Below are 21,682 nucleotides of genomic sequence, written 5' to 3'. Positions count from 1 at the left end.
TTTTAAGTTTAGAGGTTTAATTTTAGAAGCAACACTTTTAAACCTTTTAAATTTTTTAACCCTGCCCGTCCGGTCAGGCGGGCTTACAACTTTGATCATGGAAATAGCAGAATTAATCCCACATATTGAAGCATTGATTTTTGCAAGTGAAAAGCCGCTCTCTTCCCTCGAAGTGACGGATTTGCTCAACAATGCTTTTGGCTTTATGGAGGATAAAATCACCCTGGACCAGGTGGAAGCTGCGGTTGACGGAATCAAAGAAAAATATGTTTCTGAGTTCTATCCGTTCGAAGTCATACAAAGTGGAGGCGGATGGCAGTTCCTGACCAAAAAAGAATATCACAAAACGATCGCGCAACTGAACGGCGACAAGTTCATGAAGCGGCTTTCTGCAGCGGCTTTGGAGACCCTGGCGATCATTGCTTATAAACAACCTGTTACCAAAGGTGAGGTAGAAGCGATCAGAGGAGTGAGCGCGGATTATGCGATTCAGAAGTTACTGGAAAAAGAATTGATCATCATAAGTGGCCGTAACGAAAAGTTGCCGGGCCATCCGTTGGTTTATGCGACTTCCAAGGCCTTTATGGATTACTTCGGTATCAACTCATCTGATGAGTTGCCAAAGATCAAGGAAGTTCTGGCCGAACAAATGGTAGAGCCAACTATCGTGAATGGCGTCGAAGTGAACAATGATGAAGTAATCATCGACGAGGAAGGAAATCCGCTGGCTGTATCCGAAACAGGTGAATTGATTGAAAACGCAGTAACAGAACATACGCCGGATAACGGAGATGATGCGGCCGCAGGCGAACTGCCCGATCCGGAGACACTGGAAGCGTCTGTTAACGAAGAAGAAGTACCGGCAGTGGGCAACGAACAAGAGGAGGAAGATGAAGTGGCGTTTGACGATGAAAAGAAGCAGGTAACGGAAGAAATTCCCGGTAGCGAGGCGCAGGACGAAGCCTCAGAAGACGACGAAGAGAAGAAGGAGGGCGACGAAGATCAGCCTGCTTATTAAAATACTTGATTTTTAAAAGAAGTAAGCACAGGCAGTAATTTTACTGCTTTTTTTATATCTACTATTATGGATCATATGTTGAATCACGAGCAATTGGTAGCCATAGCCAACGAGTTTGGCACCCCTTTGTATGTTTATAATGCAGACAAGATCGCTGCACAATATAAAAGATTGGTATCTGCTTTCAATAGCCGGAAAGTTCGCTTTTTCTATGCGTGCAAGGCATTAACCAACGTGAATGTTTTGAAGGTGTTGAAGGCTGAAGGATGTAACATAGACTGCAGCTCTATCAACGAAGTGAAGCTGGCTTTGTATGCGGGTTTTGCGCCTGCTAACATTCTTTATACCAGCAACGGGATCAGTTTTGAGGAAATTGAAGAAGCCCAGTCACTGGGAGTGATCATCAATATTGACAGCTTATCCAACCTCCAAAAGTTTGGGGAAAGGTTCGGAAGCACGCACCCGGTAGGCGTGAGGCTGCGTCCAAACATCATGGCGGGTGGCAATCTGAAGATCTCCACAGGGCATGATAAAAGCAAGTTTGGTATCCCGGTGGATCAGATGGATCAGCTTCTTGATGTGGTAGCAAAATATGACATCAATATTGCCAACCTGCATATTCACACGGGTAGTGATATCAAAGACGCCGACGTCTTTGTCAACGGAATTGAAGTATTGTTTGACATCATCCCTCATTTTCCAAAGCTGAAATCGATCGACCTGGGCGGTGGCTTCAAAGTAGCCTATAAAGAGGACGATCCCTTTATCGATATTGAGGAGCTGGCTCAAAAAGTGTTGCACACTTTTGAATCGAATGAAGCAACCAAACACCTGGAAATATGGTTCGAGCCGGGCAAGTTCTTAGTAAGTGAAAGCGGCTATTTCATTACGACGGTGAACGTGTTGAAAGAAACTTCTGCTACTACATTTGCGGGGGTTAACAGTGGCTTTAACCACCTGATCCGTCCCATGTTTTACGATGCTTATCACCGTATTGAAAACCTCAGTAACCCTGCTGGCCCTGTAAAAGAATATACCATTACGGGCAACATATGTGAAACGGATACCTTCGCCTGGTCCAGGCCTTTGGCGGAAGTGAACGAGGGCGATAAGCTCGTGTTTTATAACGCCGGTGCTTATGGCTTTGAAATGTCGAGCAACTACAATTCCCGCTTTAAACCAGCCGAAGTATTAGTACAGAACGGACAACCGCGCCTGATCCGGAGAAGAGATGTTTTTGAAGATCTGTTAAGGACACAGGTAGTAGACTAAGAGATTGCAACCCTGTTCGTTAATCAAATATCTTTAAAACAGCTCGTTGACCTGCTTCATCAAGTCACTCTCGGTGGCCGCGTGAAAAATCGCCGCGCCGGAGAACTGCGGGTATAGTTTCTGATAGCAATTAAAATAATGTTCGGGACCTTTTTTTGAGAAGATGAGATTGGTACCGCCAAAATAGCTGGCCAGCGTCGCGGTGCCACCGTGAATTGAAATAAAGTGTTCGCAATTGGCATACACGCAGAGCTGGAAGTGATTAAAGTTGTTGGCTCCGATCTTATTTTCCTCGTATAGATCCGTTAGGTATAGGACTTCGGGATGCGTTCTTTTCAGCCATTCCAGCTCGTTAAGATCATACACGACACTATTGTCGTTGACAATATCTTTTACCCGCGGTCGGTTATAAATGATCTGATATCGATCCTTTAACGATGCGATCATCTGGTCCAGCACCTCGATGCTGAAATAGCTTACCGGTGGGCCGTCCCACTCACTGTTGTACCGATTGGCAATGATCAGTATTGGCTTGTCATATTGATAAACGCTGTTACGATACTGTTCCTTAAAAGGGACAGGCAACCATTTATCCATCTGGTAGTCCTGGCTGTATAAAATTCTCGGCAGCTCGAAATTGTAATTGCCTTCGTTAGTCCTGTTGGTATTCGATTCCAGATGATGTTCAGAGAAGAAATAGAGCTCTTTCGTGTCCGCAAAAGAAACCGTTTGTAGAAGGGTGCCGTTCTTATAATGCCAGTAAGCATGCGGCAAAGCGAATTGTATTTCATTTCCGAACTCACCTTTGAAGTCGATCACCTTATATTTTTTCTTCCGGATATAATCTGAAAAAAAATAGCGCTGTTGCACCATTTTGCAAACGATCGTGTCGCGGAAGAAATAAAAATAATGTTCCGGTACTTTGGGATACTTCATACGGGCAATCAGGCTGGCGATCTTTTTAAGAAGTGCGTGTGGAGAGGGCTTCATCAAAAAACTTGGCAGAGTTTGTGCGTGTGATAATGTCAACAAAAATACCTTTTAAGGGTTAAAACTTCTTAAATTATTTTTGTTGAAACGGTGTAATCGGAATAATTTTTATAGATTTATCGCTCATTTGAAAACGATTTTGCATGACAACATTAAAAGGTCCCGGTATTTTTTTAGCCCAGTTTCTCGGCGACAAACCACCGTTTAATAATTTTGAATCGATCTGTCTCTGGGCAGCAGAGAAAGGCTTTGTAGCCGTACAGATCCCGACAAGCGATCCGCATATTTTTGATCTGAAACTTGCAGCGGAAAGTAAGACCTATACAGATGAGATCAAAGGCCTGGCGATGGCGAGTGGCCTGGAAATATCTGAGCTGTCCACCCACCTCCAGGGGCAGCTGGTGGCGGTACATCCTGCATACGATGATCTTTTTGATGGCTTTGCGCCACAGGAAGTGCGTGGCAATGCCAAAGCACGTACCGAGTGGGCCGTACAGCAGTTAAAATATGCTGCAAAAGCTTCTGAAAATTTAGGCTTGAATGCGCATGCAACGTTCAGCGGATCATTATTGTGGCATACATTCCATCCGTGGCCTCAGCGACCTGCCGGACTGGTAGACGAAGGGTTTACAGAGCTGGCCAGAAGATGGACACCGATTCTTGATTATTTTGACGAGTGCGGTGTGGACGTTTGTTATGAGATCCATCCGGGCGAAGACCTGTTTGACGGGGAAACCTACGAAATGTTCCTCGAAAAGGTCAACAATCATAAAAGGGCCTGCCTGCTTTATGACCCCTCACACTTTGTATTGCAACAGCTCGACTATATTCAGTATATCGATTTCTATCATGAGCGCATCCGCGCCTTCCACGTAAAAGATGCCGAGTTCAACTCCACCGGCAAGCAGGGAACTTTTGGTGGTTATCAAAGCTGGCTCAAAAGAGCCGGTCGTTACCGGAGCCCGGGCGATGGACAGGTAGATTTTAAAACGATCTTTTCAAAGCTGGCCGAATACGATTACAAAGGATGGGCGGTGATGGAGTGGGAGTGCTGCCTCAAGCATCCGGAAGACGGCGCCAGGGAAGGTGCTGAATTTATCAGGAAACATATTATCCGCGTTACCGATAAAGCGTTCGATGATTTCGCTGCCACGGGCGCAGACAGTGATTTTAACAAAAAAGTCTTAGGGCTTCAATAATAATTTATACTTTTAGCCACAAAAATTTTATATGAAGAAAATTTTACTCTCGCTTTCTATTTTAACTGTTATTGCTGCAGCATCTTGTGGAGACGAAGGAGCTGAGAAAAAAGCAGACACGGAGTCCTCATCCACAGCTGGTACTGCTTCATCATCCAGCGACTTATCCTCTAATCCGGTTTATCAAAAAGGTCTCGAACTTACCGGAAAATATCAATGCCCTACTTGTCATAAAATCGACGAAAAGCTTACAGGCCCTGCGTATAGAGACGTAGCAAATAAGTATGCAGGAGCGGATGACGCGACTATTACAAAGCTCGCCAAAAAAGTGATCGAAGGCGGTTCCGGTGTTTGGGGTGAGATCCCTATGACGCCGCATCCTAACGTATCCGAAGCGGAAGCTAAAGAAATGGTACAATATATCCTTTTGCTTAAAAAATAAGGGTCTTTGTTGGTTGGAGGAGCGATTTTTTCCGGCTGATGCAAAATCCTTTTTGTTAGAACTAATTATAGAAACAATTCCAAGTGAAAAAAATGAATAAAATAGCATCTATTGCATGCATTGCCGCATCCGCGCTGGTGATGCATTCCTGCGCTCCCCGCGTGTACCGCAACACACCTCCGTCTACAACTCCCGAGCCCGTGCAGGAGCTTCCTCCGGCCACACCTGCTCCAGAAACGAAACCCGAAGAACCGGCTAAACCGGCACCAGAGGCAGCGATGAACGTGTTGAGCGCTCAGGAAAAAGCAGCGGGCTGGAAATTGTTGTTTGATGGCACCAGCACAGACGGATGGCACGGTTACGGGTCCAAGTCGATCGGAACGGCCTGGAAAACGGCCAACGGAACGTTGTATCTGGATGCTAACAAAGATGGTAGCGCCAAGACGGGTGGTGATATTGTAAGCGATAAAGAGTATGGTAACTTTGAATTGCAGCTGGATTGGAAGATCGACAAAAACGGCAATAGCGGTGTGATCATTTACAGCAATGAGAATAAAGACAAATACCGTTGGATGTGGGAAACGGGTCCTGAGATCCAGATCGTGGACAACGAAGGACATCCTGACGGAAGGATATTCAAGCACCAGGCAGGCGATCTATACGATCTGATCCCTGCGAAGGAAAAAGCAGCAAACGCGCCGCTGGAATGGAATCATTACCTGATCCGCTGCGTCAATGGCCAGCTGGATGTATACCTGAACGATGTTCACGTGATCAGCACGATGATGTGGAATGATAACTGGCGTGAGTTGATCGCTAACAGTAAATTTAAAAATGCGCCGGATTTCGGTAAAATGAAAGTGGGTCATATTGGCCTGCAGGATCATGGCAACAACGTCTGGTTCAGAAATATTAAGATCAGGGAGTTATAATCTCTGAGAGATCTATGGATCAAAAAAGCCGCTTTGTCCCAGACAGAGCGGCTTTTTTAATGGTTATTATTTGATAAAACTGAGGGGTATAAAAAAAGCTATACGGCGTAAATCGCTGTATAGCTTTTGTGCTTTTTAAAAGGTCTGAATTAGTCCTCTATTTTCGTGATCTTAATAGTATTGGTAGGAATTTTCAGGTGCACCGGCGTGCTGCCTGTACTTACCGCGATATCACCTTTCTGCAGGAACGCATTTTTCTTCAGGATGTTGATCTGGTCAGAGAAGATCGTATCCAGTTGTCTTTCGTCGTCGTCGTAAAGAAACGCGCGAACACCCCAGGCGAGGCTCATTTGATTGATCAGGCTTTGATGTTTCGTGAAAATGTACAAAGGCACTTTTGGACGATAGCTGCTCAACATGAAACCCGTGTAACCACTTTGTGTCATACCGATCAATGCATTGGCTGCCACATCTTTTGCCAGGTTGCAGGCGTTGTAACAAACGGCGTCACTCGTGAGGGTAGGGGAGTGAGGCTGTGGCTGCAACACCTCATCCAGGTCATAATTGTATTCAGTCTTTTCAATTTCCAGGATGATCTTGCGCATGGTTTCTACTACCAGCGTCGGATGTAAACCGGTTGCGGTTTCTCCGCTCAGCATCACTGCGTCCGTTCCTTCCAGTACCGCATTTGCCACATCCGTGATCTCACTGCGGTTGGGCTTCGTACGGTCGATCATGCTTTCCATCATCTGCGTAGCCACGATAACAGGCTTCGCACGGTGAATACATTTCTTGATGATGTTCTTCTGGATCAAAGGTACTTTCTCTACCGGAAGCTCCACACCCAGGTCGCCACGGGCGATCATGATACCATCCGAAGCATTGATGATGTCGCGGATATTTGGAATCGCTTCAGGCATTTCAATTTTAGCGATAACCTTGGTCTTGCTCTTATTTTTATCCAGGATTTTTCTAAGCTTCAGGATATCTTCCGTCTGACGAACAAAGCTCAGGGCGACCCAATCCAGCTGTTCTTTAATGATGAAATCCAGGTCTTTCAGATCCTTCGGGGTAAGTGCAGGTAAAGAGATCTTGGTATCAGGAAGGTTTACTCCTTTTTTGGAGGAAATATATCCGCCCAGCAACACTTCCACCTGAACATCGTTGTTAGGCAGTATCTTTTTAACGATCACTTCCAGCTTTCCATCATCGATCATGATCTTGTTACCCACTTTCACGTCCTTGTGAAAGTTGGGGTAATGGATGTACAGCTTTTCTTTATTGCCGATGATCTTCTGGCTGGTAAAAATAAATTTGTCGCCAGGGCTTACGGGCATGCCACCACCTTCTATTTCACCTACGCGCAGCTTAGGGCCCTGCAGGTCACCCAGGATTGCCACGTGAGTTTTATGTTCTTTATTAATCGCCCGGATGTACTCTATGATCTTCTTTTTCTCGTCGTGCTCCCCGTGAGAAAAGTTGAGCCGGAACACATTCACACCCGCTCTTACAAGGTCTGCCAGTTTTTCGTACGTATTACAGGCAGGGCCTACGGTGGCAACGATCTTGGTCCTTGCAAACGTTTCATCCGCTTTGGCAGCGGCTTTTTTCGATGCTAATTTTTTAGCCATAATATTTTTTGTAATTGATTGATACTTTCTGATAAACCTAAAAATGATGTTTATGTAAAAGCATAAGAGCCGCACGGAGCAGCTCTTTATGATAAGTTTAAAGTTACCTTATTTCCAGTTGAGGATGGTCGAAAATACGAACTCTTCGGGATTGCTTACAAATTGTTTTGCTGCTTCTACATCGTCTTCGGTTAAGTATTGCAGGTTGTCTTCGATCACCATTTTCGTTTTTGCATCTTCAATGTTCACCAGTCGGGTTTTAACTTTGCCATTTTCGCCGGTTACATCTTTAAGGAACAACGGATTTACTTCTCCTTTATTGTTCACCGTTACCACACAACCTGTCAGACCCTGGTCAAATAATTTTTTAACGCCGGTACCTAACATGGTGCAATACTGAAGATCGAACGCAGCAGGAGGTAAGCAACGAAGTTCGTAACCCAGCTCTACCGGACGGCATTTGATGTCCAGACCTAACTCTTTTAATTTATTTTGCAGCAATACATTATATATATGTGCTTTACTTACATTGCCCAATTCCGGATGGCCATGTGCGTCGTACGTGAATTGCACGCCCGATTCTTTGATCACCTCGTCGGTCATAAAGTGGAAGATACCTTCACTCACGATCGCTACACCGTAACTGATGCCGAGGATCTTTCTTTTTAGGATAGCCGACACGATCAGCTTCGTGATGTTGTCAAAGTTCAGCGCCGCCTTGGTGAACATTTCAGGCATCACGATCATGGGCAGATGGCAGGAAGTACCAATGCTGAAAGCGAGGTGACCTGCTTCGCGTCCCATGGCAGAAACCACAAACCAGTTTGCAGATGTCTTGGCATCTTCATAAACGGTTTTCGTGATCCTCACGCCTTCTTCAGTAGCACTTTGGTAGCCAAAAGTCGGTTGGTTGTCCGGCAGCGGAAGATCGTTGTCAATAGTTTTAGGAACGTGGATGTTCTGAACCGGGAATTTATTTTCTGTCAGGAATTGTGAGATTCGGTTGGCTGTTGAAGCGGTATCATCACCACCGATCGTCACTAACAATTTTACATTATTATTCACGAAAAAGTCAGTAGTGAACTCTTCGTTTTTAGGTTTGTAGCGGCTCATCCGTAAGATAGAACCACCGCGGGTTAAAGCCGTATCGGCAGTTTCAAAATCTATATCAAGTGTCGACGCGTTTCCGGTAAACAGGTTTTTGTAACCATCGTGAAGGCCAATTACTTTATATCCGCCTTTTAAAAAAATCTTCGATACAGAGCTAATTACTGTGTTAATGCCGGGTGCGGGCCCACCGGCAGCGAGAATCAAAATACTTTGTTGCATAATTGGGTTTTATAAATTGTAAGCTCCAAATATATTAAAAATACCATTGTGTGCGTAAAACACTTTGATTGTTTTCAGAATTTGATGGCCGGTAATCGATTTATTGAAGATATACAATACATTTGAAAGCGTAATTAACAAAAACTTCATGAGACCATCGGGATAAAATGAGTTTTTTCATTGCCGGGCGGTTATCCGGCGCAATCAAAAAATTAAATAATGTACGGATGAAACGCCCGTGTGATTCTCACATACAGATATAAATATATATCAGGTGTTATCCGTCTGAACCGGCACGGGGCAGGCATTCAACCAAAAACGTCTGCCGCGGCGGACAAACAAAAAAATATACGAATGAAACAACTTTTACCGCTTATCGCGATTTTTACAACAATGGAAATACAAGCGCAAATCCAATATCCCGAGACAGAAAAGAAAATAGTGACCGATGATTATTTCGGAACGAAGGTAGAAGATCCGTATCGCTGGCTGGAAGATGATAATGCAGCAGCTACCAAACAATGGGTGATCGAGCAAAACAAAGTGACCGATGCCTACCTGGCCGGAATCCCGTTCCGGCAACAGATCGAACAGCGGCTTGAAAAGCTCTGGAACTATCCCAAGTTTGGTGCGCCTTTTAAAAAGGGTGACTGGTATTATTTCTTCAAGAATGACGGCCTGCAAAATCAATCCGTTATGTATCGTAGCAAAGATCTGGATACTGCTCCTGAAGTGTTCATCGATCCCAATACATTAAGCGCTGAGGGTATTGTGGCTTTAAGTGGAATCTCTTTTAGCAAGTCGGGCAAATTGCTGGCCTATTCCATTTCAAAAGCGGGCAGCGACTGGACAGAAATCTTCGTGATGGACGTCGAAAGTAAAAAGTTGCTGAGCGACAAAATAGAGTGGACCAAGTTTGGAGGCGCCGCGTGGAAAGGAGAAGACGGCTTTTATTACAGCGCGTATGATCAACCCGATGAAAAGCTGAAACTGAGCAAGGCCAACGAGTTTCAAAAAGTATATTATCACAAAATCGGAACGCCGCAAAGCCAGGATCAGCTGATCTATGAAGACAAGGAACATCCCAAAAGATACTTCGGCTGCGGCCTCACAGAAGATGAGCGGTTTTTAATTCTAAATATTTCAGAAGGCACGAGTGGCGGAGAACTCTGGTATCGCGATTTGAAAGACCCTTCGCAAACGACGTTTCAATTGTTGGTAAAAGGATTCGATACGGAGTCTGATGTAGTGGAAAATGACGGCGATAAATTGCTGCTGAAAACTAACTACCAGGCGCCGAATTACCGCGTCGTGATCGTAGATCCGAAAAATCCGGCGCGTGAAAACTGGAAGACTATTATTCCTGAACAAAAAGAAGTATTACTCGGAGTAGGTACTGGTGGTGGCAACTTATTTACCAGCTATCTTAAAGACGCGTCCAGCCGCATTTATCAATATGATTATAAAGGCCAGAAGATCCGCGAGATCAAATTGCCTGGAATAGGCTCTGCTGGCGGGTTTGGAGCAGAAAAAGATGATAAGGAGTTTTTCTATAGCTATTCCTCTTTTGCGACACCGCCTTCTATTTACCGGTACGATATTGCGAGCGGCAAATCTGAATTGTATAAGAAAACGGAGATCAATATGAGCACCGACGATATCGTTACGGAGCAGTTGTTCTTTACCAGTAAAGACGGAACTAAGGTGCCGATGTTCGTAACGCATAAAAAGGGGTTAAAGAAGGATGGTAATAATCCTGTGTTGCTGTATGGCTATGGCGGTTTCAACATTCCTATGACACCTGGCTTCAGTGTGAGCAATGCTTTTTTTGTAGAGCAGGGAGGTATGTACGTAGTGGTGAACCTGCGCGGCGGTAATGAGTACGGAGAAGATTGGCATAAGGCCGGCATGTTGTTGAACAAGCAGAATGTGTTTGATGACTTCATCGGAGCGGCCGAATACCTGATTAAAAACAAATACACCAACAATCAAAAGATCGCCATCCGCGGAGGCAGCAATGGTGGTCTGCTGGTAGGCGCTGCCATGACGCAACGGCCTGACCTTTTCAAAGTAGCCATCCCGCAGGTGGGCGTGTTAGATATGTTGCGCTACCACAAGTTCACTGTTGGATGGGGTTGGGCAGTAGAGTATGGCAGCTCGGACTCTGCTAAGTATTTTCCCTACCTGTACAAGTATTCTCCTTACCACAACCTCAAAAAAGGAACGTCATATCCCGCTACCATTGTTACTACGGGAGATCACGACGATCGCGTGGTTCCTGCCCACTCGTTCAAGTTTGCGGCAAGATTACAGGAATATCATAAGGGTGAAAACCCGGTATTGATTCGCATCGAAACGAATGCGGGGCATGGCGCCGGAAAGCCCACCAGCAAAGTGATTGAAGAAGCCGCTGATATCTGGGCCTTTACGATGTATAACCTGGGAATGAAATATGAGGAATGATCATGAGCAGTGAACAGTTCGGTATATTCGAATCCTGGATATAAATAGGGAGGCGGTGTATGACGTAATACATCGATACCAGAAAAGTAACTTGAAGGAGCGTATTTTGTACGCTCCTTTTCTAACCATGAAGCGTTTGTCGTCAGTATTTGTATTATTATTTTAATAAACCTTTTTTGTGAAAAAAACTCTAAGCCTTTTTGCCGCGTTGTTAATGTTGTTGTCACTGCAGGCCCAGACCGCAGTTGAACCCCAAAATAATCCTGAGGAATGGTCGCAGCCCTTCAAGCCCTTCCGCATCGCCGGAAATTTATATTATGTAGGTACTTACGATCTGGCTTGTTACCTGGTGACGACGGACAAGGGACTTATACTGATCAATACCGGTCTGGCCGATTCGCGGGTGCAGATCCAACAGAACATAGAAGCGCTGGGCTTCCGTTATAAGGATATCAAGATCTTGCTCACTAACCAGGCACACTACGACCATGTAGGTGCGCTCGCCGCGATCCGGAAAGAAACCGGTGCTCGGTTTTATGCAGCTGCCGGAGACGTGCAGGTGTTAAAGGACGGCGGAAAGTCGGATTACGCGTTCGGTTATATGGGTGTTGCCTTTGAACCGATTGTGCCCGACCGTTTATTAAAAGATAGGGATGTGGTCACGCTGGGCGATGCGAAACTGACACTGTTGCATCATCCGGGTCATACCAAAGGCTCGTGCAGTTACCTGTTAGACGTAAAAGATTCCGCCAGGACCTACAAAGTGCTCATCGCTAACATCCCCACGATCGTTACTGACAAGGGGTTTGCTGAAATTCCTGCTTATCCTGATATCAGGAAAGACTATGCTTATACGCTGAAAGCCATGAAAGATATCCGGTTCGATTTGTGGGTCGCTGCGCATGCCAGCCAGTTTGATCTGCAGGCCAAACATCGTCCGGGCGATGCGTATCATCCACAGGTCTTTGCCGATCGCGCAGGCTACAGGGCGGCAATAGAAAGCGCAGAAGCAGCATTCAAAAAGCATAAATAACGGGTCGAACCACCTGGCTTTGTCCGGAGCATTGCTCTTAAATTATCGTTTAGCCGTACTGGCTAAACCTTTTCCCTCTATTTTTGTATTTATTCAAATCAAATTATATATGGCAGACGAGACTGTAGAAAGAGTTCATTGTTTAATTATAGGATCAGGACCCGCAGGTTACACAGCGGCTATTTATGCGGCCCGTGCCAACCTGAAGCCCGTATTATACCAGGGCATACAACCCGGCGGACAGTTGACGATCACTACCGAAGTGGAAAACTATCCCGGCTACGCGGATGGTGTGCAGGGCCCGGAAATGATGATCGATTTTGAAAAACAGGCAAAACGTATGGGTGCCGATATCCGTTACGGACTTGCCACGAAGGTTGACTTTTCCGGTCATCCGCATAAAGTATGGATCGATGACGAAAAATTAATAGAGGCAGACGCTGTGATCATCTCCACCGGAGCGTCAGCAAAATGGCTGGGCCTGCCCAGCGAAGAAAAGCTGAACGGATTTGGCGTGAGCGCCTGTGCGGTTTGTGACGGATTTTTCTTCAAGGGAAAAGAAGCGGCCATTGTGGGAGCGGGAGACACCGCTGCGGAAGAAGCGCTGTATCTTTCAAAGATCGTAACCAATGTACACATGTTGGTACGGAAGGATGAAATGCGGGCCAGTAAGATCATGCAGGACCGCGTGTTCAATACGCCTAATATCAAGGTCTATTTCAACACGGAAACCGAAGAAATATTAGGAGATAACAAAGTGACCGGCGTTCGGGTGCGCAACAATCAAACACAGGAAGTAAGCGAAATTCCTGTTAGCGCCTTTTTTGTAGCGATCGGGCACCAGCCTAATTCAGATATCTTCAAAGATTTCCTTGATATGGATGAAACCGGCTACATTAAAACCATTCCGGGTACTTCCAAGACCAATATCGCTGGCGTTTTCGCCGCAGGTGATGTGCAGGACAAGATCTATCGCCAGGCGGTTACAGCGGCCGGAAGCGGTTGTATGGCCGCGTTAGATGCGGAAAGGTATCTGGGAGAAAAAGGCCTGTAAGCACTACACCCCCGGTCCGACAGTCCGCGTCTGACCGTTATCTGATTCATCAGTCCCGGCGGTCTTCTGGTCTGGCCATCATTGTAGTAAAACCCGGTCCGACAGTCCGCGTCTGACCGTTATTTGATTCATCATTCCTGGCGGTCTTCTGGTCTGACTATCATTGTAGTAAAACCCGGTCTGACGGTCCCCGTCTGACCGGACTTCATAGAAAGTTCCTGATCCGGGAACTTTTTTAATTTTAACTTGCGAGTGTCGAAGACGATGAAGGCAGGAGCGTAAGAATAAGAGCCTGACGGGGGATGGAATAACCCTTGAAAGGCTCACTCTTCGATATGACTAAAAAGCCGGAAAAATTATGAACCAGTTTCGCATCAATACTGGTCGCAAACTATAATCTTACCCAATAATGCTCATTACCCTACATCTCGAAAAACTGCAGTTCTTCGCTTATCATGGCATGTACGAGGAGGAAAAAAAGTTAGGCAACGAGTTTGAACTAAATATCGCGGTGGGCTTCCGTTCAAAAGCGGCCGTCATCACTGATATCGGGGAGACGATCAATTACGCTACCGTTTATGAGCTGGCTAAGAACGAAATGCTGCAACCCCGCGAGCTGCTCGAAAACTTTTTGTCGGAGCTGGCCGCGAAACTGAAAGCGCAGTTTCCGCAGATCCTTCAGCTCAGGATGAGCTTATATAAGCTGCAAATGCCGCTCACCCATTTCCAGGGGAGGATAGGGGTAGAGCTGGAACAAACCTATTGATCGTCTGCAGAAAACTTTCGCATTTTCCACAGTTGTGACTTAATTTTTTAATGATTTGTGTATTAGATACGCAAAGTATTAATTAAATTGCGGCTCAAATTGAAAAATTACATCTTAAACAGATAATTCATGAGTTACATTTCAGAGGTTTTTGCCAGACAAATTTTAGATAGCCGTGGTAACCCCACGATCGAAGTGGATGTTATCACCGACGAAGGTGCATTAGGCCGTGCCGCTGTTCCAAGCGGAGCCAGCACCGGTATTCACGAAGCGGTTGAGCTTCGCGACGGCGATAAGAAAAAGTATTTGGGTAAAGGAACTTTAAAAGCGGTAAAAAACGTAAACACTGTGATTGCTCCTGCATTACTGGGTTACGATGTAGCAGATCAGACAGGAATCGATCAGCTGATGATCCAGTTAGACGGTACTCCTAACAAAGGCAAGCTGGGCGCTAACGCGCTGTTAGCCGTGAGTATGGCGGCAGCAAAGGCAGCAGCTGAAGAAGCAGGCTTGCCCCTGTATCGCTATATCGGCGGTACCAATGCTAAAACATTGCCTATCCCCATGATGAACATTCTGAATGGTGGTGCGCACGCCGATAATAAAATCGATTTCCAGGAGTTTATGATCATGCCTGTTGGCGCGTCTACTTTCAGTGAAGGGCTGCGTTGGGGCGTTGAGATCTTCCATGCATTGAAATCTGTATTAAAGAAGAAAGGATATAGCACAAACGTTGGTGATGAAGGCGGTTTCGCACCTAATATCCAAAGCAACGAAGAAGCGATAGAAACCGTACTGGACGCCATTGGAGCAGCGGGTTACAAAGCTGGTTCACAAATCGTGATCGCTATGGACGCTGCGAACAGCGAACTGTGGGACGCGAAAAAGAAAAAATATGTGTTCCATAAAAGCTCCGGTAAGACCATGAGCAGCGAAGAGCTCGTTCAATACTGGGAAAGCTGGGTGAAAAAATACCCGATTGCCAGCATCGAAGATGGTATGGCAGAAGATGATTGGAAAGGTTGGAAAATGCTTACAGAAACTATCGGCAGCAAATGTCAGCTGGTAGGTGATGATCTGTTTGTAACCAACGTAGAGCGCCTGCAGCAAGGTATTGACAGCAATACAGCAAACGGATTGCTGGTGAAGGTAAACCAGATCGGTACGATTACCGAAACCATCAACGCCGTTACCCTGGCTCAGCATAATGGATACAACACTATCATGAGCCATCGCAGTGGTGAGACAGAAGATACTACCATCGCGGATCTGGCTGTGGCACTGAACTGCGGACAAATCAAAACCGGTTCCGCCAGCCGTACTGACAGGATCGCGAAATACAACCAATTGATCAGGATCGAAGAATTATTGGGCGAGAGCGCCATTTATCCTGCCGGAAAGATTAAATTTGGTAAATAAAAAGTAAATAGTTGATGGTTCACTGATGAACTGGGGATTATTAACTATTAATTGATACCATGGAAGAATTTGTAGACTTTGTTTCGGAAAAGGAACCTGTTATTCAGGCAGCGCCGCCGCGGAAGCGGAAAGCGCTGAGCCGGGTGTCTCGTTTTCTTACCAATAAGTACTTTATCACATCAGTGGCCTTCCTTGGAGTGATGTTATTCTTAGACAAGAATGATCTCATTACTACGATGGAGCGAAGGGAAGAGTTGAAAAACCTCAACCAGAGCAAGGAGCATTATCAGCAGGAACTTTCCGAGCTTAGAAAAATAAAATCTGAGTTAGAGACAGATCCTGTGGTAATCGAAAAGCTGGCCAGGGAAAAGTACCTGATGAAGCGGGAAAACGAAGATATCTTTGTAACAGAAGATAAGTCTCAATCCATTAAACAGTAATCAGATCATTTATCGATGATATAATGCCAGGCTTAAAGCCTGGCATTTTCTATGGCATCCTACTTTGTTTTCTTCCAGGCCTTCGTTGCGTCGTCTCTATCATACGCGCTTCTGACCATTTGTTTCTGATCGCGGCTGATGCTTCATCCTGTTTAGACCTGCTGCCACGGTTTCCATCGCTATGCCCCGCAGGGAGATATTGCCACGATCGGCCGTGTGCAAGATATCGCGGCATTCCTCTAAATACCGTTTAGCAAAATCCGGATCGTGCTCCACAATTTCATTACAATTATCGATGATGTCCGCATACTTGATCGTCTGCGCTTCGCTACTGGTCGCTGCAATACGTTTCAGCTCCATCCGTTTTCTTTTATAGCGGTTCAGATGCGGATAATCTTTTTTTACATATACATCCGTTAGTTCGATTACCAGCTTCAGGCTTTTCCGGACCTCTTCCGGCGATAAATAGCTTCCCAGGAAATCGCTGATCTGCGCGTCTGTCGTTTCTGTATCTTCGAGGACATCGTGCAGCAATGCGGCAGACAGTATTGAAATATCATTAGTATATTGCCTGCAGGTGTTCATCACCCTCACCGGATGCACGATATACCGGTCAGGCGTATATTTCCGGGTTTGCTGACCGTGAGCATTATCCGCAAACACAGTGATCGCGGTTATGATTTCTTCCTGGCTGGCCATTACATCGTGTAAGTCTCTTTTGAGGTACAACAAGGGCTTTTAAAAACCTTCTTCTTCGGGATCGTCTTCTATAAAATTGATCCGCTCCAGGTCGGAAACTGCCGGTGCCGTCAGCATCCGGCCGTTCAGTCCGAACCGCGATCCGTGGCAGGGGCAATCCCAGGTTTTTTCCGCCCCGTTCCAATGTACATTACATTTGGTGTGAGGACAAGTGCTGTTTACCGCATGAACCCTGCCTCGTTCGTCTTTATACATGGCGTAGAGCGCCCCTTCATATTTAATCGTCTTCGCTTCACCGGTAGTAAGATCTGCCAGTGACTGCAGCTTTTCCGTAAACACTTTGTCTTTCACAAATGTCGCGACCACGTCTGCTCCTTCCTTCACAAAATTGCTGAAGCCGGCTATGGGCTTAACACGCGAAGGGCTGAAAAGCTGCGCATAATCACTTTGCCCGGTGACGATGAGATCGGCGAGTATGCGCCCTGCTATCGTACCATAGGTCATGCCATTGCCCGTATATCCGGTGGCCACAAAGATCCTTTCGTCGGCACCCGGCAAATGACCAATATAAGGAAGCCCGTCGGCAGATTCATAATACTGGCTGGACCAGCTGTATTCGACGGTATCGACGTCAAAACGCTCACGAACATGATGCTCCAGTGCCGTAAAGCGTGTGCCTGTGTCCTCCTCATGTCCCGTTTTATGGTCCTCACCGCCGGCAATCAGGAAGGTCTTACCATCGATCACCTGCGAACGGTAGTAATGATAAGGCTCTTCGAGGTCGTAGCCCAGCGCTTGCGGATAAAATCCTTTTAACTTTGCTGCTAAGGCGTAACTGCGGTAAGGAGCGTTACGGAAATGAAGAATATTAACGCCCGGAGGGGTATGTGTAGCGTAGATCAGTTTCCGGGCGATGATCGGTCCGGACGAGGTGTTAACGACAAGATCATTGTAAGAATCATCGGTACCGGTCACACGGCAGCCATCTGCGATATGACCACCCCGTTCAACAAAAGCCGTTGCGAGTCCACCGATATATTTCAAGGGGTGGAACTGCCCCTGTAGTTCCGTTTTTACCGCTTTCACAAATGGGATGGGAAAGGGGCATTCCTCTGTGTAGGCCATCTCTATACCTACTTGATTGGATGCTTCCCATATTTTTTCCAGCATCCGGGCTTGTTGATCATCCAGCGCCATCAGGTAGCCGGGATGCTCACTGAATTCGCAACGGATCTGGTAGTTACTGATATTTTCTTTGATGTCTTTTAAAGCCTGATGACCGGCACGTGCCAGCTGCTGTGCACCTTCCGTCCCGAAATCACTGATGACCTGGTCGTAGGTAGCGTCAAAAAAGGTGTTGATGTGAGCGGTCGTTCCGCCCGTGGTGCCGAATCCTGAATTGGAAGCTTCAATCAGGATACATTTCTGTCCGGCCTCCTGCAGCTTGATGGCGCAGGAATACCCGGTAATACCGCCACCAACAATCGCTACGTCGTATAATTCCGACATGCCAGGCAGGTCGAATGTTTTCACCTCCTGTTGCCAAAGGCTTTTTCTGGCGCCGTCTCTTTGCATAGTTAAACGTTTTAGGGGTTCATTTATCCTGGCGGGACCGCCAGGCAACTATCGGGAAAGGACCAAACATTATACCAGCGGGACGAACGGCCGAAATAAACAATTGAGCGCTGGGTAATTTTGTCGCCACTACGTGTAGAAATATGCTCAGGGGTTGCGGCCGGAGCTGTAAATATTTTTATTCCACAAAAAAATATGTATAGCCATCGCCTTTACTCCGGCAACATTTTTGCCATATAGCTACACAAAGTGCGCCGTCAAACTCGAAAGCGTAAACACGGGGCGTGCTGCCAAACGAATCAGGATAACCACAACCCATTTATTAAAACCTCATACAATGAAAACAGATAAGACGTTGAAAGAAGAAACCTCTTCGCAGAAAATGACCACGTTGTCTTCAGCGACCAATCACGCTGTCGAAAAAGGATATACACTGAATTTTAATGTTCAGAGCAATGGGATGTTATGGGATGGCAAAGACACCTATTATGACCCTGAAGAGGTTATGGTCGATAATTTTTACCGGTTTGAAGGAGAGAGCGATCCTGCCGATAACTCCATCCTGTATCTGCTGAGCGCTTATGACGGGCAGAAAGGAACATTGATAGACGCATACGGGATGTATGACAACGGAAACGTTTCTGAATTCATTCGCCGCGTTACGGATATTCAAAAGCAGAAGCATTTTATGAAAAAGGGCGGGCCTACCCGTGAACAATGGTTATATATCGCCGCCGGGGCAGCATTGTTGGGCCTGCTGCTGACTTTGGTGTCGAAAGGGAAGAAAAAGAAAATGCACCTCTGGAAATAAGCGGAAGCGCGGACTAATAAAGCAGCCGCCTTTTACTGGCAGCAATTTTGTCTTTTTACAGCGTGCGCCGGAAACGCTCGTGTCACGAAAATTCTGGTTTCGGTTTCAAAATGAAGTGCGACTGAGCAATCAGTCGCTTTTCTTTAAATAACAGGCCGTTGTTAACCCTCAAAAACCGACACCCACTATTCCCTCCATTACCTTATTTCAGGGATCGGCTCTTCCTGAGCGTTGTTTGTAAGAAGCTTAATGACTCAATTGGGGAACACTTAACTGCTTCAGGTAGGACACATGCGAAATTACCGCATCTTTCACCTTGTTGTATTCGATATAACTTACGTTAAACTCTTTGCAGGTGCTCTTGATGATCTTATTGATCCTGGGGTAATGAATATGGGAGATCTTCGGGAAAAGGTGATGTTCTACCTGGAAGTTGAGGCCGCCCATAAACCAGCAGGCCAGCCGGTTTTTCGTAGCAAAGTTCGCAGTTGTTTTTAACTGGTGTATGGCCCATTCATCATCGATCTTGTTGGTGTCCGCATTGGGTACAGGGAAGTGCGTATGCTCAACCGTATGTGCGAGCTGGAACACAATACTCAGGACAAATCCTGCGAATAGCCCGTAACTCACAAAGCCGATGGCCCATGCTTTTGCGCCCACAGTGATGATCGGTATTACCACAAAAAGTACCAGGTGTAAGATCTTAAAGCCCCAGAAAACGATCTGGTCTTTAGTCGTCATTTTTTTCAGCGGAATATCTCCCACCTTTTTGGTGAAATATTTTTTATAATCAGAAAAGAAGATCCAGAACAGGTACAATAAAGAATACGCCATCCAGAAATACAGATGCTGGTACTTGTGGAACTTGTAATATTTCTGAGTTTCACAAAGTCTGAGAAAGGGTTTCGCGTCCAGGTCATCGTCGATCCCATCAATGTTGGTATAGGCGTGGTGGATCACGTTATGTTTCATTTTCCACATAAAGGTGTTGGCGCCTAAAAAATTCAACGATGAAGCGGCGATGGTATTCACCCAGGGCTTGCTACTGAAGCTGCCATGTGCACCGTCGTGCATGATATTAAAGCCGATGGCCGATGTGAAAAGACTTAAAAGTAAGCACTCAAAGATCGCCCATCCCGGCGCAGGTGTGAAAAACACCAGGTGAACATACAAGGCGATAAAGCCCACTACCAGGAACAGCGCTTTAGAATAAAGCCGGATATTGCCTGTACCAGGTTTCCCTTGCTGTTTAAAGTAGTCGTTGATACGCGTTTTTAAAACGGTATGGAACGACGGAGCGGGAGGTGTGGCAAACTTGGGTATAGACATTAATTGATATTCTTTATTATTAAGGTTGCAAAGGTAACCATTTCGGATGGGCGCGAAGGTAAAAAAAATGTAAAACTCTTGAAAAAATACCTGCTCTTTCAGGCGGGGCGGGCGTATAATTCGTCCATCATGGCTGCTCAAATAGCCCGGTAACTGGTCAGACCGGGACGATTTGACCAGGCCCTCTGGGGCGTTTGCCCTGACCTTCCAGGGAGGGCTGTTTTACCACCGTAGATCGATCCGTCGTTAACGCTGTGATGGCGTTGCTTCCGGGGCTGTAATTAAAATGCAGTTTTCCGGTCTCCTTGCTGAAGAAAACCTTATGTTTCGTTTAAGATAAGCGCGTCCAGGCTATTGATTCCTATTTGTTTCTGGGTCATGTAGGCTTCCGCATATTTTACGCCGATTCTTTTCCCCATCATACGCATTCTCGCCAGCAAGCTTTCTTTGAAATCGGGCGTTGATATATAGGTTTGCGGGCCGTCCGCTTCGCTTTCGCTGGTATGGAATTGCGTAGCGTAAGCTTCGATTGCCTTCATTTTTAGGGACACTTCGTCGCTTACATCGACCAATAGTTGAGGTTCGTGATACCAATCCTGCATATATTGTAAAAAGTAGCGGGGCCGCCATTTTTCCTGGGGACGTCCCTCTTCATCGGTAGTGACGATCTTTGCCAAACCCGAAAGAAAGCAAGCGTCATTGATCAGATTTCCGGCGCGCCCGTGGTCCGGGTGACGGTCGGTCAGCACATTGCCTAAAATGATATCCGGGCGGTATTTACGGATAGCCTGGATGAGCACCAGTTGATGCGCTTCATCATTTTTGAAAAAACCGTCCCTCATTTTAAGGTTCTCACGGACGGACACGCCCAGTATCTCAGCCGCTGCTGCCGCTTCGGCATAGCGGGTCTCGATCGTGCCACGCGTTCCCAGTTCGCCCTGCGTCAGATCGATAATGCCGGCTTTTTTACCGTTTTTGATTTCCTTGAGCAGCGTGCCCGCACAACCCAGTTCCACATCGTCGGGATGCACGCCAATAGCGAGTATATCTAGTTTCATGAAAAGGTATTTGCTTTTAGCAGGTAATTAGAAACAAAAAGATAGCGGAAAGGTTTGATTTAGCAGCATTTATTCCGTCACCAACTGAAAAGTTTTGAAGACAGGAAATAGCCAGAATAAATTCTTGCCTGATTTGAAATCAGGCTGTAACAGACAACACGTATATCAACGATCGTAGACTGCAATGATTGAAGTGCCGTTCTTTAATCAGCATTTTGCTCT

General features: G+C 46.1%; 19 protein-coding genes. 12 read left to right on the top strand and 7 right to left on the bottom strand.

Annotated elements, in window-relative coordinates; translation table 11 throughout:
- The first annotated feature begins 97 nt into the window (after nt 1-97).
- Entirely contained in the window at nt 98-1,018 is a 921-nt protein-coding gene (gene scpB / locus ACU37H_RS03305; RefSeq protein WP_472702939.1) for an SMC-Scp complex subunit ScpB, read from the top strand.
- Between the two features lie 66 nt (nt 1,019-1,084).
- Nucleotides 1,085-2,290, top strand: coding sequence for a diaminopimelate decarboxylase (gene lysA, locus ACU37H_RS03300; RefSeq protein WP_472702938.1), 1,206 nt, complete (start codon nt 1,085-1,087; stop codon nt 2,288-2,290).
- Between the two features lie 33 nt (nt 2,291-2,323).
- On the opposite strand, the gene ACU37H_RS03295 is transcribed toward lysA, so the two are convergent.
- Nucleotides 2,324-3,280: a hypothetical protein gene (locus tag ACU37H_RS03295; RefSeq protein WP_472702937.1), complete on the bottom strand. Its 957-nt coding sequence runs from the start codon at nt 3,278-3,280 to the stop codon at nt 2,324-2,326.
- A 143-nt stretch (nt 3,281-3,423) separates the two neighbouring features.
- On the opposite strand from ACU37H_RS03295, the gene ACU37H_RS03290 reads away from it, so the two are divergent.
- The 3 genes from ACU37H_RS03290 to ACU37H_RS03280 all read left to right on the top strand — a co-directional run bounded on the left by ACU37H_RS03290 (nt 3,424) and on the right by ACU37H_RS03280 (nt 5,853).
- Nucleotides 3,424-4,479 carry a sugar phosphate isomerase/epimerase family protein gene (locus ACU37H_RS03290; protein ID WP_472702936.1) on the top strand — a complete coding sequence of 352 codons (1,056 nt, stop codon included), beginning with the start codon at nt 3,424-3,426 and terminating at the stop codon, nt 4,477-4,479.
- A 31-nt stretch (nt 4,480-4,510) separates the two neighbouring features.
- Nucleotides 4,511-4,921 (top strand): c-type cytochrome, encoded by a 411-nt coding sequence (locus ACU37H_RS03285; RefSeq protein ID WP_472702935.1) that lies wholly within the window; start codon nt 4,511-4,513, stop codon nt 4,919-4,921.
- 92 nt (nt 4,922-5,013) lie between these two features.
- A complete protein-coding gene (locus ACU37H_RS03280) occupies nt 5,014-5,853 on the top strand; it encodes a 3-keto-alpha-glucoside-1,2-lyase-like domain-containing protein (protein WP_472702934.1) in 840 nt (279 codons plus the stop codon).
- A 149-nt stretch (nt 5,854-6,002) separates the two neighbouring features.
- Here the strand turns inward: ACU37H_RS03280 and pyk are convergent, their stop codons facing one another.
- Together pyk and ACU37H_RS03270 are read right to left on the bottom strand one after the other, a co-directional pair.
- A complete protein-coding gene (gene pyk, locus ACU37H_RS03275; protein WP_472702933.1) occupies nt 6,003-7,484 on the bottom strand; it encodes a pyruvate kinase in 1,482 nt (493 codons plus the stop codon).
- Nucleotides 7,485-7,592: 108 nt separating this feature from the next.
- Entirely contained in the window at nt 7,593-8,813 is a 1,221-nt protein-coding gene (locus tag ACU37H_RS03270; RefSeq protein WP_472702932.1) for a 6-phosphofructokinase, read from the bottom strand.
- A 354-nt stretch (nt 8,814-9,167) separates the two neighbouring features.
- Between ACU37H_RS03270 and ACU37H_RS03265 the strand changes: the two genes are divergently transcribed.
- From ACU37H_RS03265 to ACU37H_RS03240, 6 genes are all read left to right on the top strand, one after another.
- Nucleotides 9,168-11,276 (top strand): prolyl oligopeptidase family serine peptidase, encoded by a 2,109-nt coding sequence (locus ACU37H_RS03265; protein WP_472702931.1) that lies wholly within the window; start codon nt 9,168-9,170, stop codon nt 11,274-11,276.
- A gap of 214 nt (nt 11,277-11,490) precedes the next feature.
- The gene (bla, locus tag ACU37H_RS03260; protein WP_472703327.1) at nt 11,491-12,309 is read left to right on the top strand and encodes a subclass B3 metallo-beta-lactamase; all 819 of its coding nucleotides are present in this window, start codon (nt 11,491-11,493) and stop codon (nt 12,307-12,309) included.
- Nucleotides 12,310-12,418: 109 nt separating this feature from the next.
- Complete coding sequence (trxB, locus tag ACU37H_RS03255) at nt 12,419-13,363, top strand: thioredoxin-disulfide reductase (protein WP_472702930.1); 945 nt, start codon at nt 12,419-12,421, stop codon at nt 13,361-13,363.
- A gap of 409 nt (nt 13,364-13,772) precedes the next feature.
- Nucleotides 13,773-14,129, top strand: a complete 357-nt coding sequence (folB, locus tag ACU37H_RS03250) for a dihydroneopterin aldolase (RefSeq protein ID WP_472702929.1) — start codon at nt 13,773-13,775, stop codon at nt 14,127-14,129.
- 129 nt (nt 14,130-14,258) lie between these two features.
- Nucleotides 14,259-15,548, top strand: a complete 1,290-nt coding sequence (eno, locus tag ACU37H_RS03245) for a phosphopyruvate hydratase (protein WP_472702928.1) — start codon at nt 14,259-14,261, stop codon at nt 15,546-15,548.
- A 59-nt stretch (nt 15,549-15,607) separates the two neighbouring features.
- Nucleotides 15,608-15,988, top strand: a complete 381-nt coding sequence (locus ACU37H_RS03240; protein ID WP_472702927.1) for an FtsB family cell division protein — start codon at nt 15,608-15,610, stop codon at nt 15,986-15,988.
- A gap of 99 nt (nt 15,989-16,087) precedes the next feature.
- On the opposite strand, the gene ACU37H_RS03235 is transcribed toward ACU37H_RS03240, so the two are convergent.
- Together ACU37H_RS03235 and ACU37H_RS03230 are read right to left on the bottom strand one after the other, a co-directional pair.
- On the bottom strand, nt 16,088-16,717 hold the full coding sequence (locus ACU37H_RS03235) for an HD domain-containing protein (RefSeq protein WP_472702926.1): 630 nt from the start codon (nt 16,715-16,717) through the stop codon (nt 16,088-16,090).
- A 9-nt stretch (nt 16,718-16,726) separates the two neighbouring features.
- A complete protein-coding gene (locus ACU37H_RS03230; protein WP_472702925.1) occupies nt 16,727-18,262 on the bottom strand; it encodes an FAD-dependent oxidoreductase in 1,536 nt (511 codons plus the stop codon).
- Between the two features lie 337 nt (nt 18,263-18,599).
- On the opposite strand from ACU37H_RS03230, the gene ACU37H_RS03225 reads away from it, so the two are divergent.
- The gene (locus ACU37H_RS03225; RefSeq protein WP_472702924.1) at nt 18,600-19,073 is read left to right on the top strand and encodes a hypothetical protein; all 474 of its coding nucleotides are present in this window, start codon (nt 18,600-18,602) and stop codon (nt 19,071-19,073) included.
- A 246-nt stretch (nt 19,074-19,319) separates the two neighbouring features.
- On the opposite strand, the gene ACU37H_RS03220 is transcribed toward ACU37H_RS03225, so the two are convergent.
- Both ACU37H_RS03220 and bshB1 read right to left on the bottom strand, forming a co-directional pair.
- Nucleotides 19,320-20,402 carry a fatty acid desaturase family protein gene (locus ACU37H_RS03220; protein ID WP_472702923.1) on the bottom strand — a complete coding sequence of 361 codons (1,083 nt, stop codon included), beginning with the start codon at nt 20,400-20,402 and terminating at the stop codon, nt 19,320-19,322.
- Nucleotides 20,403-20,722: 320 nt separating this feature from the next.
- Complete coding sequence (gene bshB1, locus ACU37H_RS03215; protein ID WP_472702922.1) at nt 20,723-21,460, bottom strand: bacillithiol biosynthesis deacetylase BshB1; 738 nt, start codon at nt 21,458-21,460, stop codon at nt 20,723-20,725.
- Between the last annotated feature and the right edge of the window lie 222 nt (nt 21,461-21,682).

Source organism: Niabella sp. ZPM-14 (assembly GCF_055693045.2).
This window is presented reverse-complemented; position numbering and strand designations above follow the sequence as displayed.

Bases quoted from the DNA above. Each gene is read 5' to 3' on its own strand.
- scpB (WP_472702939.1), top strand. From the start codon at position 98: ATGGAAATAGCAGAATTAATCCCACATATTGAAGCATTGATTTTTGCA.
- lysA (WP_472702938.1), top strand. From the start codon at position 1,085: ATGGATCATATGTTGAATCACGAGCAATTGGTAGCCATAGCCAACGAG.
- ACU37H_RS03295 (WP_472702937.1), bottom strand. From the start codon at position 3,280: ATGAAGCCCTCTCCACACGCACTTCTTAAAAAGATCGCCAGCCTGATT.
- ACU37H_RS03290 (WP_472702936.1), top strand. From the start codon at position 3,424: ATGACAACATTAAAAGGTCCCGGTATTTTTTTAGCCCAGTTTCTCGGC.
- ACU37H_RS03285 (WP_472702935.1), top strand. From the start codon at position 4,511: ATGAAGAAAATTTTACTCTCGCTTTCTATTTTAACTGTTATTGCTGCA.
- ACU37H_RS03280 (WP_472702934.1), top strand. From the start codon at position 5,014: ATGAATAAAATAGCATCTATTGCATGCATTGCCGCATCCGCGCTGGTG.
- pyk (WP_472702933.1), bottom strand. From the start codon at position 7,484: ATGGCTAAAAAATTAGCATCGAAAAAAGCCGCTGCCAAAGCGGATGAA.
- ACU37H_RS03270 (WP_472702932.1), bottom strand. From the start codon at position 8,813: ATGCAACAAAGTATTTTGATTCTCGCTGCCGGTGGGCCCGCACCCGGC.
- ACU37H_RS03265 (WP_472702931.1), top strand. From the start codon at position 9,168: ATGAAACAACTTTTACCGCTTATCGCGATTTTTACAACAATGGAAATA.
- bla (WP_472703327.1), top strand. From the start codon at position 11,491: ATGTTGTTGTCACTGCAGGCCCAGACCGCAGTTGAACCCCAAAATAAT.
- trxB (WP_472702930.1), top strand. From the start codon at position 12,419: ATGGCAGACGAGACTGTAGAAAGAGTTCATTGTTTAATTATAGGATCA.
- folB (WP_472702929.1), top strand. From the start codon at position 13,773: ATGCTCATTACCCTACATCTCGAAAAACTGCAGTTCTTCGCTTATCAT.
- eno (WP_472702928.1), top strand. From the start codon at position 14,259: ATGAGTTACATTTCAGAGGTTTTTGCCAGACAAATTTTAGATAGCCGT.
- ACU37H_RS03240 (WP_472702927.1), top strand. From the start codon at position 15,608: ATGGAAGAATTTGTAGACTTTGTTTCGGAAAAGGAACCTGTTATTCAG.
- ACU37H_RS03230 (WP_472702925.1), bottom strand. From the start codon at position 18,262: ATGCAAAGAGACGGCGCCAGAAAAAGCCTTTGGCAACAGGAGGTGAAA.
- ACU37H_RS03225 (WP_472702924.1), top strand. From the start codon at position 18,600: ATGAAAACAGATAAGACGTTGAAAGAAGAAACCTCTTCGCAGAAAATG.
- ACU37H_RS03220 (WP_472702923.1), bottom strand. From the start codon at position 20,402: ATGTCTATACCCAAGTTTGCCACACCTCCCGCTCCGTCGTTCCATACC.
- bshB1 (WP_472702922.1), bottom strand. From the start codon at position 21,460: ATGAAACTAGATATACTCGCTATTGGCGTGCATCCCGACGATGTGGAA.